The sequence below is a fragment of the Streptomyces sp. 184 genome (assembly GCF_045781775.1).
Classification (GTDB): Bacteria; Actinomycetota; Actinomycetes; order Streptomycetales; family Streptomycetaceae; genus Streptomyces.
The window spans coordinates 1,282,519-1,295,792 of the sequence record NZ_CP123230.1 but is presented as its reverse complement, the minus strand read 5'-3'; the positions used below and the strand labels follow the sequence as shown (position 1 = coordinate 1,295,792).

The 13,274-nt window shown below is 74.3% G+C and carries 12 protein-coding genes and 1 pseudogene; 10 read left to right on the top strand and 3 right to left on the bottom strand.

Annotation, left to right across the window (positions count from 1 at the left end; genetic code table 11):
• Positions 1-23 precede the first annotated feature (23 nt).
• Positions 24-1,106 carry a MarR family transcriptional regulator gene (locus tag QBL21_RS05720; RefSeq protein WP_407560885.1) on the bottom strand — a complete coding sequence of 361 codons (1,083 nt, stop codon included), beginning with the start codon at positions 1,104-1,106 and terminating at the stop codon, positions 24-26.
• A 191-nt stretch (positions 1,107-1,297) separates the two neighbouring features.
• On the opposite strand from QBL21_RS05720, the gene QBL21_RS05715 reads away from it, so the two are divergent.
• From QBL21_RS05715 to QBL21_RS05670, 10 genes and pseudogenes are all read left to right on the top strand, one after another.
• Entirely contained in the window at positions 1,298-4,453 is a 3,156-nt protein-coding gene (locus tag QBL21_RS05715) for an AfsR/SARP family transcriptional regulator (RefSeq protein WP_407560884.1), read from the top strand.
• A 214-nt stretch (positions 4,454-4,667) separates the two neighbouring features.
• Positions 4,668-5,675: a hypothetical protein gene (locus tag QBL21_RS05710; protein ID WP_407560883.1), complete on the top strand. Its 1,008-nt coding sequence runs from the start codon at positions 4,668-4,670 to the stop codon at positions 5,673-5,675.
• Between the two features lie 298 nt (positions 5,676-5,973).
• Positions 5,974-6,111, top strand: coding sequence for a hypothetical protein (locus QBL21_RS05705; RefSeq protein ID WP_407560882.1), 138 nt, complete (start codon positions 5,974-5,976; stop codon positions 6,109-6,111).
• An 82-nt stretch (positions 6,112-6,193) separates the two neighbouring features.
• Positions 6,194-7,177: an alpha/beta fold hydrolase gene (locus QBL21_RS05700; protein ID WP_407560881.1), complete on the top strand. Its 984-nt coding sequence runs from the start codon at positions 6,194-6,196 to the stop codon at positions 7,175-7,177.
• 123 nt (positions 7,178-7,300) lie between these two features.
• A pseudogene (locus tag QBL21_RS05695) lies at positions 7,301-8,384 on the top strand (sensor histidine kinase); the annotation flags it as partial.
• Positions 8,385-8,528 carry a response regulator transcription factor gene (locus QBL21_RS05690; protein ID WP_407566318.1) on the top strand — a complete coding sequence of 48 codons (144 nt, stop codon included), beginning with the start codon at positions 8,385-8,387 and terminating at the stop codon, positions 8,526-8,528.
• 487 nt (positions 8,529-9,015) lie between these two features.
• A complete protein-coding gene (locus QBL21_RS05685; RefSeq protein ID WP_407560880.1) occupies positions 9,016-9,168 on the top strand; it encodes a hypothetical protein in 153 nt (50 codons plus the stop codon).
• Between the two features lie 172 nt (positions 9,169-9,340).
• A complete protein-coding gene (locus QBL21_RS05680; RefSeq protein ID WP_407560879.1) occupies positions 9,341-10,423 on the top strand; it encodes a helix-turn-helix domain-containing protein in 1,083 nt (360 codons plus the stop codon).
• A 50-nt stretch (positions 10,424-10,473) separates the two neighbouring features.
• Positions 10,474-11,106, top strand: a complete 633-nt coding sequence (locus QBL21_RS05675) for a hypothetical protein (RefSeq protein ID WP_407560878.1) — start codon at positions 10,474-10,476, stop codon at positions 11,104-11,106.
• Positions 11,107-11,192: 86 nt separating this feature from the next.
• Complete coding sequence (locus tag QBL21_RS05670; protein ID WP_407560877.1) at positions 11,193-12,023, top strand: SAM-dependent methyltransferase; 831 nt, start codon at positions 11,193-11,195, stop codon at positions 12,021-12,023.
• On the opposite strand, the gene QBL21_RS05665 is transcribed toward QBL21_RS05670, so the two are convergent.
• Together QBL21_RS05665 and QBL21_RS05660 are read right to left on the bottom strand one after the other, a co-directional pair.
• Positions 12,014-12,838, bottom strand: coding sequence for a helix-turn-helix domain-containing protein (locus QBL21_RS05665; protein WP_407560876.1), 825 nt, complete (start codon positions 12,836-12,838; stop codon positions 12,014-12,016). The two genes, QBL21_RS05670 and QBL21_RS05665, sit on opposite strands and share 10 nt — an antisense overlap.
• A gap of 158 nt (positions 12,839-12,996) precedes the next feature.
• A complete protein-coding gene (locus tag QBL21_RS05660) occupies positions 12,997-13,233 on the bottom strand; it encodes a DUF397 domain-containing protein (RefSeq protein ID WP_407560875.1) in 237 nt (78 codons plus the stop codon).
• Between the last annotated feature and the right edge of the window lie 41 nt (positions 13,234-13,274).

The window sequence follows — 13,274 nt, the reverse complement described above, 5'->3', positions numbered from 1 at the left end:
CACACGGCGGCTCGGCGGTGTGATCACCGGCGGTCGCCCGCCCCCGCCGACGGGGCACGCAGCAGCCCGGCGCCGGCGGGGGTGAGGGTGTGCAGCACCGAGTTGCCGTCGCGGACCGTGGTGATCAGCCCCGCGTCGCGCAGCGTGCCCGCGTGGCGGCTGGCCGCGGAGGCGGAGACACCGGTGGCGCGGGCGAGTTCGCCCGTCGTCGCGCCGTGCGCGGCGGCGTGCAGGACGGCCGCCCGGGCCCGGCCGAGGAGCGCGGCGAGCCGCTGCTCCGGGGGGAGGCCGGGGTCCGGGGGGACGGGGGCCGGCCGGTGGTGGACCGGGTACCAGAGGACAGGCGGGAGTTCGGGGTCCGCGAGGCTCACGGGGGCGTCGGCCGCGAAGTACGACGGCACGAGCGTCAGGCCCCGCCCGTCCAGCCGAAGGTCCCGGTCCACCCCGGCGGGGTAGCGCACCTCCAGGACCGGCGCGCGCCAGTGCATCGCCGGGCCGAGGCCCGCGAGCATGCCGTCGGAGCCCCCGTCGAGCAGCCCGCGCAGCCGGACGGTCCGCTCGGCTTCGAGCCGGGCCTGCATGTGGTCCGACCAGGGTTCGACGACGGCCTCGTAGTACGCCCGCAGGAGTCGTACGAACTCGCCGCGCTCCGCCGACTCCGCCAGCCGGGGCGCCCAGGAGGGGGCGCCGACCGTACGGGCGAGGCGGCCCACTTCGGCGCGTACCCGGCTCGGCGGGGCGGCGAGCAGCAGCTCCGCGCCGTCGCGGAACGACATCCCGGCGCGGCCGGCAGACCGGCCCGACGCCCGGCCGGAGGCCCGACCGGACGTCTGTCCAGGTGCCTGACCAGGCGCCTGACCGGGCGTCAGGAAGTCCGGGAAGTACCGCGCCCGCGGGTACGTCGGGATCAGGGTCTCGCGCACCGCGCGTTCCAGACCCTTCTCCCGCAGCACCCGGCGGGCGGTCCGGTACCACGCCGCGTGCGCGTAGCGGCCCTTGCGCGTCTGGAGCCGGTGCAGGCTGACCGCGATCTCCCAGAGCGGATCCGGCACGTCGGCGACCCGCGTTCTGACCAGGTCGGCGTCGCTGAAGTGAATGCGGAGCATGATCGTCCCCCGATCGATGAACCCCGGCCCCGCGCGAGCTTCCTCGATCGCGCGGCCGTCCCCCCGTGTGACGACCCCGCGGCCGGTGACGTCATCCACCATGCGGAACGGACCTGGGAGGAACCTTGCAGGCACCTAGAATCCGCTGGTAGCGCCGCCGGGCGGGCGGGCTGGCCGACGGGGGAACGCGCATGGAGTTTCAACTGCTGGGCGGGATCGAGGCCGTGGCGGACGACGGCCGTCCGGTGGACCTCGGCCCCGCGCGGCAGCGGAGCGTACTCGCCGCGCTGCTCGTCGACGCGGGCCGCGCGGTGCCCACGGAGCAGTTGATCCACCGGGTGTGGGGGTTCGCCGCCCCGCAACGGGCCAGGGAGACGCTGTACAGCTACCTCTCCCGGCTACGCCGTACCCTCGCGGGCTCGCCGGCAACCCTCGCCCGCGGCTCCGACGGCTACGAACTCGCCGTCGCCGCCGGGGCGGTGGACTTACACCGCTTCCGCCTGCTGCTCACCCGCGGGCGCGCGGCGAAGGACGACACCGGGGCCGCGGACCTCTTCCGCGAGGCGCTGGCGCTGTGGCGCGGCGTGCCGTTTCCCGGCATCGACACCCCGTGGTTCAACGGCCTGCGCGACGGCCTCGGCAAGGAGCTGCTGGCCGCGGAGCTGGACTGCGCCGACGTACGGCTTCGCCTCGGCGACCATGCCGCGCTGCTGACCGCGCTCGCGGAGCGCATCGCCGCGCACCCGCTGGACGAGCGGCTGGCCGCGCAGTACATGACCGCCCTCTACCGCTGCGGCCGGCCGGCCGACGCGCTGGCCCACTACCGGCGCGTCCGCGGCCTGCTCGCCGAGGAGCTGGGCATCGACCCGGGGCAGCGGCTCCAGCAGTTGCACCAGGCGGTGCTGGGCGGCGACCCGGAGCTGAGCCTGCCGGAGTCGAGCGGTCCGGAGTCGAGCGGTCCGGAGTCGAGCGGTCCGAAGTCGGCCCGCGCGGCGGCCGTACGAAGACCGTCGCCCGCCCGGCCCGCCCCGCCCGCCTGGTCCGTGCAGTGCCAGCTCCCGCCCGCCGTACGGGGCTTCGCCGGCCGCACCGATCTCGTCGACCGCCTCGCCGAGCTGCTGGTGTCCCCCGACGCCGCCCCCGTCGTCGTCTCCGGCTCGCCCGGCGTCGGCAAGACCGCGCTGGCCGTCCACCTCGGCCACCGGCTGCGGCAGGCGTTCCCCGACGGCCAGTGGTACGTACGGCTCCAGGGCACCCGCGAACGCCCGCGCAGGCCCGCCGACGTCCTGGCCGGCCTGCTGCGCGTCTCCGGCGAGGACGCCGCCGCCATCCCCGAGTCGCCGGAGGACCGCGCCGGGGCGTTCCGCGGCCGGGTGGCCGACCGCCGCGTCCTGCTGGTGCTCGACGACGCCGCGGACGCCGAGCAGATACGCCCCCTGCTGCCCGGCACCGCGGGTGTCGCGGTGCTGGTCACCAGCCGCTCCGACCTGCGGGGCCTGACCGCCAGCCACGCGGCGCACCCCGTACCGCTGGACGTCCTGCGCCCCGGCGAGGCCAACGACCTGCTCGCCGGGATCCTCGGCGAGCGGCGGGTCGCCGCGGAGCCCGCGGCGGCGGCGCGGCTGGCGGAGCTGTGCGCCCGGCTGCCGCTGGCGCTGCGGATCGGCGCGGCCAACCTCGCGGCGCGGCCGGGGCGTTCGCTCGGGGCGTACGCGGACGAGCTGGCGGACGACGGGCGGCTGGCGAAGCTGTCCATATCCGGCGACCGCGAGGCCGCGGTCCGTACCGCCTTCGACCACTCCTACGCGGCCCTGGAGCCGGCCGCCGCCCGGCTGTTCGGCCTGCTGGGGCTGCACCCGGGGCCGGACTTCACGGCGGCGTCGGCCGCGGCGCTGCTCGGCTGCGCGCCCGCCGACGCCGAGGAGCCGCTGGACCGGCTGGCCACCGCGGGCCTCGTGCAGCACACGGGCGCCGACCGGTTCCTCTTCCACGACCTGCTGCGGCTGTACGCCGCCGAGCGGGCCGCCGCCGACCCGGACGGCCCGGCGGCGTGGCGGCGGCTGTGCGACTGGTACCTGGCCTCGGCGGACGCCGCCACCGCCTTCAGTTACTCCGGCCTGGCCCAGCTTCCCCGCCCCCGGCACACGTCCGGCCGGTTCCGCGACGGGCCGCAGGCGCTCACCTGGCTCGACGCCGAGCGGGCCAACCTCGTCGCCGTCGTCATCCGCGCCGCCGCGGCCGGCCCGTACGAGATCGCCTGGCAACTGGTCGACCAGTTGCGGATGTTCTTCTTCTACCGCCGCCACCAGCCCGAGTGGCAGGCGACCGCGACGGCCGCGCTGCGAGCGGCGGAGGAGCACGGCGAGGTGCACGCGCGGGCGGCGATGTACCACAGCCTGGGGCTGCTGCGGCAGAGCACCGGCGACTCCGACGCCGCGCTCGAAGCCCTGCACCGCGCGCTGGACGCCTACCGCGAGGCCGGCGAGCAGCGCGGCGAGGCGGCGATCCTCAGCAACCTGGCGGTACACGCGGGCCAGCGCGGCGAGATGCACCGGGCCCGGCACTGCCAGGAGCTGGGCCTGGAGGTGCTGCGCTCCCTGGACATGCCGGTGCAACTGGCCAACTCGCTCAACACCCTGGGACTGATCCACTTCTACCTCGGACAGCTCAGCCGCGGGCTTGCGTGCACCACCGAGTCGATCGAGGTCAGCCTGCACCAGGGGCAGCCCTCGCGCGCCATCAGCCCGCTGATCAACCGCTCCCTCGTCCACCACCACCTGGGACGCCACGAAGAGGCCCTGGCGGACGCCACGGAGGCGCTGCGCCTGTGCAGGGAGCACCGCGAACGCCACAACGAGGCCGACGCCCACGAGGCCGCCGCCCGCGCCCACCTCGGCAGCGGAAGCACCGACCTCGCCGAGCCCCACGCCGAACAGGCCCTCAGGACCGCCCGCGAGGTCGGCGACCCCACGGAGGAGACGGACGCCCTGATCACCCTCGCGAGCCTGCACCGCATGCGCGGCCACACCGTCCCGGCCACGGACCACCTCACGGCGGCCCTGGCCATCACCCGCCGCTACGGCTTCCGCCACCAGCGGGCCGAAGCCCACGCGGCCCTGGCCCCCCTCCGCCTGGCCGCAGGCGAGGTGGCCGCGGCCACGGACCACGCGGAACTCGCCCTGGCCACGGCCCGCGAACTGGACCTGCCCCTGACGGAACACCGGGCCCAGACGGCCCTGGCGGCGATAGCCCGCGCAGCGAACGCCCCCGACAAGGCCGCCGGCCACACGGCCGAAGCCCGCCGCATCGAACGGGAAACGGGCTACCGCCCGGGCCCGAACGCCTGACCCGGCCAGGACCGTCCGGCGGTACCGGTGCGGGGCGGCGGTGATTACCCGTGATTAGCCTGTGGGTTCCCTTGACGGCCTTCGGCGGGCGGCGGCACAGTCCTGCTCATCCGCATCAGCTCCCGCCCTGCCGGTGCACGCTCCCCTGCTAATGCGTATTAGCAGTACGCGTCGCGCGCCGCCGCCCCAGCCCCGCAGCCGACAAGGAGCCCTCATGACACTCGACCGCCGCCGCTTCCTGCGCACCGCCTCCGCCGCGTCCGCCGTCACCGCCGGCGGCACGCTGTTCGCCCTCGGCGAGCCCGGCGCCGCTCCCGCGGTGGCCGCGCCCGGCGGGTTTCCCGACTACCGCTACGTGCGCACCCTGCTGGTCCCGGGCGACCTCGACTACAACCTCACCGGCGAGATCATCTTCCCCTGCATCCGCGGCGTCTACGACCGCCTGCCCGCCCCGCTCGGCCGCTACTACCTCTACTACGCGCCACACGAGAACCCCGGCGGCATCTGCCTCGCCTACGGCGACTCCCTGGAGGGCCCGTTCACCGAGTACCCGCACAACCCGATCGTCGCCAACGTCTGGTCCCCGCACTACAGCGTCAGCCACGTCTCCTCCCCCCACGTGATGTGGCACGCCGGGCGCCGCGAGCTGTGGCTCTACTTCCACGGCGAGAACAACACCACCCGGCTCGCCCGCTCCACGGACGGCATCCGCTTCACCTACGACAAGGCCGTCCTCACCACCGCGATGCTCCCCGCCGGCACCACCGAGACGTCCTACGCCCGCGTCTTCCCGTACGACCTGCCGGGCCGCGGCGCGCACTACGTCATGCTGTTCATGCGCAACGACAGCACCGACCACCGCGACATCGGCTGGGGCTGGTCGGCCGACGGCCGCACCTGGACGTTCGACCCCGCGCCGCTCATCGACCACGCCGCCGTCGGCGCCTCCGACGTCTCCGGCGCGCACCTGCTGGAGCGGGGCGGCAGCGCGTACGTCGTCTACCACACCGACAAGGGCAGCGGCGGGAACATCCTCATCACCGAGGTCGGCGCCGACTTCTCCCGCCGCAACCACCTCGGCGTCTTCTACGACTCCCGCTCCACCGGCCCGGAGAACGGCCGCGCCGCGGCCCCGTCGTTCGGCACCGACCGCGGCGTGCCGTACATGATCTACGAGGCCGGCGAACGCCTCTCCGGCGTCATCGCCATGGCCCGCGGCTGACCCCGGAGCCCCGGCAGCCGGAGGTCCGGAACCAGGACGGTCCGCCACCCTCCCCGGCGGGCCGTCCTACCGCAGCACCCGGACCGGGTCCCCGTCGCCGTCCACCGCCGTCACCTCGTACGACGCCGTGCCGCCGTCGATCCCGTACTTCTCCAGATCCACCGCCAGACACGCGCGGCGTCGAGTTCCCGCTCCCCGGGCGCGGCCGGTCCCCGGGCGGTCGCCGCCCCGCGGCGTCCAGCGGCCGTACGTCGCCGCGCAGCAGCGACCCCACGGGGCTGCGCCCGGAGCGTACGACGTGGAAGACGCCGTCCTCGCCGACGACGTCGCGGTCGCCGGCGCGGCCGGCGTGGACGACGGCGATCCCGCCGCGCGGCACCGGCCGCCGCCCGCTGTCCCCCGCGCGAGCTACGCGCAGGTGTCCTCCCCGCGGTGACGCCTCCGGGGCCGCCCGGACCCTAGCGTTCTGGGCAACCGGAGTACGGCCGAGCGGCCGACCGGGCCCGGATTCCCGCTTTTTGGAGGACATCGTGTTCCGCAGCATCCGCAGCAACGCCACCGCGACGGCACTGGTCTGGCTGTGCTGCACGGCGGCCGGCGCAGGGCTCGCCGGCTGCGCGGACTCCTCGGACTCCTCGGACGCGGCGGATCCGGGCGCCTCCGACGACGGGACCGCCGCCGCCCGGGAACGCGGCTCCGACGAGGACCTGCTCACCGGTACGAAGAAGGTCGAGATCGACGGGCAGTCGGTGAACGTGTCCTGCTCCGGCGCTCCCGCAGACGGCCGGCCGGTGGTCGTCCTGCTCTCCGGGGGCAGCGACGACCTGACGAAGCTCGCCGGCATCCAGCAGACGCTGAGCGCGAAGGACCGCGTCTGCTCGTACGACCGCCTGGGCCAGGGCGCCAGCGACAAGCCCGCCGGGCCGCAGACGATCGAGAGCACCGGGAAGGTGCTGACCGGGGTGCTCGACCGGGTCGCCGGGGAGGGTCCCGTCGTGCTGGCCGGACACTCGCTGGGCGGCCTGATCTCCGCGCGGTACGCGCCCGACCACCGGGACCGGGTCGGCGGGCTGGTGCTGATGGATGCCACCTCGCCGACCCAGAACGCCGACCTCGCCCGCGGGATCCCCGACTCCGCCACCGGCCCGGCGGTCGAACTGCGCGAGCAGACACTGGCGGTCCTCGGCGGCCAGGGCCCGGAGAAGCTGACCGTCACGGACGGGGAGGTGCGTTCCGCGGGGGACATCCCGGTCGAGGTGATCCGGCACGGGAAGGAGTACCTGGCGGCGGTGCCGGAGTACGGGCCGGGGCTGGAGCGGGCGTGGCTCGGCGGGCAGCGCAAGTGGCTGGCGCTGTCGGAGCGCAGCAGGCTGAGCACGGCGGAGAACAGCGAGCACTACATCTACGCGGACGAGCCGGAGGTCGCGGTGGAGGCGATCCGGCGCGTCACGTCCCAGGCGGCAAAGGGTGCCGCGGCGCAGGGTGCGGAGGCGGAGGGTTAGGCCCCGGTACGGCGGCGGCCGGAGCCGGCCGTGTCCCTCTCACCCGGCCCGGCGCCGCCCCGCGGCGCCCGCCCCCGCCGCGGCTACACTCCCCCGGCGACGAGTCCCCGGCAACTTTCCGAGCTGTGGCGCCGGTTCGACGTCACGGTCCGGGACCTCCCGCTCGGGCTCCTCATCCTCGTCGCCGCGCTCCTCCCGGCGTCGCACACCCACGGCACGCAGCTCGGCGGCCTCCCCGGCCGGGACTTCGACGCCCTCGCCGTCGCCGCGGTCGCCCTCCAGTGCCTGCCGCTGGCGATCCGCCGCCGGTGGCCGCTGGTCTGCCTCGCCCTGGTGACGGCCGGCTTCGCCGTCGACCAGCTCCGCGGCTACCACTCGCTCGCCGGCACCGCCCAGGCCATCGCCCTGATGAGCGCGGGCGCCCATCTGGAGCGCCACCGCCGCCCCCCTCGCGCTGCTGCTCTCCGTCGCGTACGCGGCGCTGGCGGTCGCGCTCGTCGGGGCCGGCGGGACGGAGGGACCGAGCGAGTTCGTCATGTACTACCTGGCGATGGCCCTGGTGTGGGGCATGGGGTCGTGGCTGCGCTCCACCCGGGCGGCGGAGGCCGCGCACCGGCGCCGGGTCGCCGAGGACACCCGTACCGCGGAACGTACGCGCATCGCCCGGGAGTTGCACGACGTCGTGACCCACCACGTGACGGCGATGGTCGTGCAGGCCGAGGCGGCGCGGTATCTGACCGCCGCGCCCGACCGCCTCGACACCACCCTGACCGCGGTCACCGACACGGGCCGCCGCGCCATCACCGACCTGCGGCACCTGCTCGACCTGCTGGACCCCGGCTACGGCGACGACACCGGCATCCCGTCGGTCGGCAGGCTGCTGACGCTGGTGGAGCAGACGCGGCAGGCGGGGCAGCCGGTGGAGTTCACGGAGCGGGGCGCGGCGCCGGAGTCGACGGGCAGCGCCGACCTGGTGGCGTACCGGGTCGTGCAGGAGGCGCTGACGAACGCGCTGAAGCACGCGCACGGCAGCCGCACCTCGGTGGCGGTGCACCACGGCGCGGGCGAGATCACCGTGGAGGTGAGCACGGCCGCCGCCGCCTCGCCCGCCCGCTCCCCCGGCGGCAGCGGCCGGGGGCTGGCGGGCCTGCGCGAGCGGGTCGACGTGCTGGGCGGCGAGTTCAGCGCGGACCGGCAGTCGGGCGGCCTGTCCAACGGCGAGATAGCCGCGGACCTCCAGCTCAGCCACGAGACGGTCAAGACCTTCGTGTCGCGCATCCTCACCAAGCTCGACCTGCGGGACCGCGTCCAGGCCGTCGTCTACGCCTACCGTCAGGGCCTGGTGACCTGACGCACCGCGGGACGGAGCCGGGGCCGGGGCCAGGTCCGGGTCCGGGTCCGGGTCCGGGTCCGGGCCGACGTTTCCGGCGGCACGGCACGGGCCGCGAACGGGCGTTGGATTTCTGATCGAGTCCTTACGGATTTCGATCGACTGCGCCCGGAAAAGGCGGAGTCGATCGCCGAGCCGAATGGCCCGCCGACAACAGGCGGTGCGAAAAGGGGACTTTCGTCATTAGGCACTGCGACGTTAGCGGCACACCCCGCACGGCGGTACTGTCCGTGGGTGATGAGATGGATACCTTCGGACACGAAGAGGGCCCCGGAGACGGCCACCCAAGCAGCTCCGGGAACCCTTCACTTCACGACCGGCAGGGAAAGGGTCTTCGATGCGCGATCCATTTGTTCGAGGCAGCGAGGTGCCGATGTCGAACGTTTGTGAAAGTAGCACGCTGCGGTTTTCTCCGGCTGCCCGCGGCGGGGCAATTGCCTGGAGTGTCATGCACCTCAGCGGGATGTTCGCGCTGGGCGCGATGCCGGTGCTGCTGGCCTCGGACGCGTGGCGTACGCCGACGGGTGCCGGCGTCATGGTCGCGATGACGCTCACGGCCTCCCGATCCCACTTCGGCTACCTGCGACTTCGGGCTCGCTGAGCCCGGTGCACCGGGACGCCGCCGCCCTCGCGGCCACGTACCGGCGCGCCTTCCGGCTCTTCCGTCCGGCCCTCTCGGCGGCGCGCGTTCCGTGCCGTACGTATGCGAGATGTTCAGCAGGGCGGAAGAGAAACAGGAGCAGGTATCCACGAGGAGAAAGGGCAGGTTTCAGGTGAGTGCGCCACAGAAGAGTTCGTGCTCGTACTGCGAGCGGGGGTTCGTCCAGCGCGAAGGCCCCGGACGAAAACGCGACTACTGCTCGGCGGCGTGCCGGCGGCGTGCGCAGCGCCGGCGGTCGGGGCAGTCCGGCGCGGTCGCGCCCACGCCGAAGCGGCTGGGGCTGGCCATCGCCGAGGAGTTGCCCGAGCGGGCCGCGGCGGTGCTGGCGGGCGAGCACGGCGGGGCGCCGCTGGCGACGCTGCTGGAACGGGCGGAGCAGTTGCGCCGCGAACTCGACCACTACATCGCGGCGGCGGTCGTCGACGCGCGGCGCTCGGACACCACCTGGGAGCAGGTGGCCGCGGCGGCACGGGTGAGTCCGGCGACCGCCCGGGAGCGGTGGGCCGAGGCGGAGGTCGAGCGCCGGCTGCGCAGGCGCCAGAGCGACCGCGCCGCGGAGTTCGCCCGCGCCGGGCGGCTGCCGGCGCCGCGCCGCGAGCCGGAGTCCCTGGCGGCGGACATGGCGGCGAGAGCCGACACGGGCCGCGCGACCCGGGCCCTGGCGGCGGCGCTGCGCTCCCTGCGGGAGCGGGCCCGGCTGTCGAAGCTGGACATAGCCGAGGCCATGGGCCACTCGTCCTCGTACGTCTCGCGCATCCTCAGCGGCGACCGCAGCGCCCCGTGGCCGGTGGTACGGGCGCTGGTGACCGCCTGCGACGCCGACCCGGCGGTGGTGCGCCTGCTGTGGGAGCGCGCGCACGGCTTCGTGCCGCCGTCCCGTACCTCGGTCGGCGAGGCGGCCGGGCGGGTGCACGCCGCGGTGCACGGGCTGTATCTGGCCGCGGGCTGCCCCCGGGCCGAGGAGGTCGCCCGCGCCTGCGGCGCCGTCACGGCCGACGAGGTCGCGCACGCGCTGCACGGCACCCAGATCCTCGACTGGCCGCAGCTCAGCGCGCTGGCCTCCGCCCTGGGCGCGTACCCGGCCGACATCCGGCCGGTGTGGGAGGCGTTCCACTACGCCTCCCTGGCCACGCTCGACGCCCCGCCGGGCGCCGTCGCCGACGGCCCGGCGGCGCCCGGCCGCCCGGGGGCCTGAGCCGGCCGGGCCGGCGACCGACTTCGAAGCCGTGTCAGGGGGGTGCAGCCATGAAACCCGACTCCTACGGGCGGACGCTGACGATCGCGCTGCCGCTGGAGTACACCGCGTTCTGCCTGCTGCACGAGGAGCACTACGTCCACTACAGCCGTGCGCGCGTCGGGGAGGCGACGACCGGCCGGGTGGCGGTGGCGCGTGCCCTGGGCGATCTGGCGCTCGCATGGGACCGGGCGCTGCGCAGCGCGTCCGTGGCCGCCGCGGCGTGGGAGCTTCTGCGGATACGGGTACGGGCGGCGGCCCGCGCCGCCGGTCCCGCACCCGGCTGGGACCTGCACCGCACGCTGCCCGACCTCCAGGCCGACGCGATGATCCTCCGCTACCGGCTGGCGCTGACCGACGCCCAGTCAGCCCAGCTCATGGGCGTGGAGGAACCGGTGGTCGCCAGCCAGCTCCGCCTCGCCTGGCGGCAGTTGCCGCGCGCGACGGACCTCGCCTTCCCCTCCCGCGACACCGCGCACGACGCCTCCCGCGAAGACCCCCGAGGCGGCTCCCGCAACGACTCCCGAGACGGACCCCGCGACGGATCCCGCGACGACGCCGGCCGCGCAGGCGCGTTCCGCGGCGCGCGCGAACGCCGGCACCGAAGGGGGTGGCCGAAGTGCCCTGAAGCGCCCACCACTTGAGTGAGCGCGGCCTCGCCCCCGCCGACCCGGCTCCCTACCATGGACACGTCGGGCCGGAGCGTAGCTGGACGGGGGTCTGCCGCCGCATGGAACACGACGAAGAGGGACGTCCCCGCCTCCCCCGCGGTATCGACACACGGCTGCCCAGCGTCGCCCGCATGTACGACTTCTACCTGGGCGGCAGCAACAACTTCGCCGCCGACCGGGCGGCCTGCGCGGCGCTGTCCGCCCGGGCGCCCAGCACCGAGGTGCTCGCGCAGAACAACCGGCGGTTCCTGCGGCGCGCCGTGCAGGTGCTGGCCCGCGACTTCGGCGTGCGGTCCTTCCTCGACCACGGCTCCGGACTGCCGACCCAGGACAACGTCCACGAGGTCGCCCAGCGCGTGGACCCCGGCGCCCGCGTCGTCTACATCGACAACGACCCCATCGTGCTGGCGCACGGCCGGGCCCTGCTGGAGGAGAACGAGAACACCGCGGTCATCCAGGCGGACATGCGCGACACCGCGGGCATCATGGCCGACCCGCACGTCAGACGGCTGGTGGAGTCCGGCGAACCCGTTGCCGCGCTGTTCGTCTCCGTACTGCACTGCATCCCCGACGCGGACGACCCCGGAGGGCTGGTCCGTACGGTCATGGCCGGCCTGCCGCCGGGCAGCTTCCTGGCCGTCAGCCACCTGGTGAGCGACGACCCGGAGGTCCGGCGGTCCACCACGGACTTCATGCTGGAGAGCACCGGGGGGAACTGGGGGCGCGTGCGCGAGACCCACGACGTCGAGGGCTACTTCGGCGGCCTGGAGATCCTGCCGCCCGGCCTCGTCGAGGTCTCCACCTGGCGGCCGGACACGGACCTGGTGCCCAGGCAGCCGGGCACGGAGTGGATCGAGTACGGCGGCGTCGCGCGCCGAAGTCACCGGTAGAAGCGGATGGCCTCCTCCAGTCGATCCTGCGTCTGCCGGCGCGTCAGCGCGTAGCCGACGAGCGTGTCCAGCATCTCCAGGTGGTTGTTCACGTCCTCGGGGCCGTCGAGGTACTTCGCGCCCTTCAGGTACTCGACGTAGACGGTGTTCGGCAGCTCGGGCTCGGTGAACCGCAGGTAGGTGAAGGGGATGTACGGCTCCAGGTACACCCGGTCGAACGGCACGACCTGGAGCGTGACCCGCGGGTGCTCGCTCAGGTGCCGGAGGCGCTGCATCTGGGCCCGCATGACCTCGGCCCCGAACGCGCCGCGGACCAGCGCGGTCTCCTCGATGACCGCCCACAGCCTCGGCCCCTCGGCACCGCCGAGGATCCTGTCCTGCCGCTCCAGGCGCAACGCCACCCGCTGGTCGGCGAAGGCGTCCTCCAGCCTGCTGAGGGTGGCCATGCCCCGCGCGTACTCCTCGGTCTGCATGAGGCCGGGCACCACCTGCGCCTCGCAGGTGCGGATCATCTCGGCGGCGGTCTCCAGGCCGACCAGCGGCTCGAACCACTTCGGCAGCACCTTCGCGTACGGGCGCCACCACCCCGGCTGGACCGAGCCCTCGACCAGCTCCAGCACCAGGGCGATATCCGGCTCCCCCACCCCGTACCTGCGCAGCAACTCCGCGACGTCCGACGCCTTGCACGCACGCTTGCCCGTCTCCATCCTGCTGACCTTGGAGATGGACATGAGGTGGTCCTCGGACAACTGCTCCATCTGGATACCGGCGTCCTCGCGCAGTTTGCGCAGGTGGTAACCGAGCGCGATACGCAACGCCGTCGGGCTCTTTTTCGGCCGCTGGAGATGGTGCGTTATGGATGTCGCAAGATCCGGTTCCGGACGCATGAACGCTCCTGGGTACGTATGGAGGCGCCCAGTATCGCACCCAGGACCGCGCACTCGTGTGCTAACAAACAGACGGACAATCCGAATCAGCCCGCCAGGAAGTCGAACTCGCCGTTCTTCGCGCCGTCGAGAAAGGCGATCACTTCGTCCCTGGTGTATACCAGCGCCGGCCCCTTCGGATCACGGGAATTGCGGAACGCCGCCCCGCCGCCGGGAAGTCGGGCAACCTCCACACAGTTGCCTTCCACCCCGCTTCGCGCGCTCCTGATCCACCGAACGCCCGGAATCGAGCCGGCCATCACCCCGTTGTCGAACTGCTGCACGCACCCCAACTCCTCTTTGCCATCAGGGAACTCACCCGTCG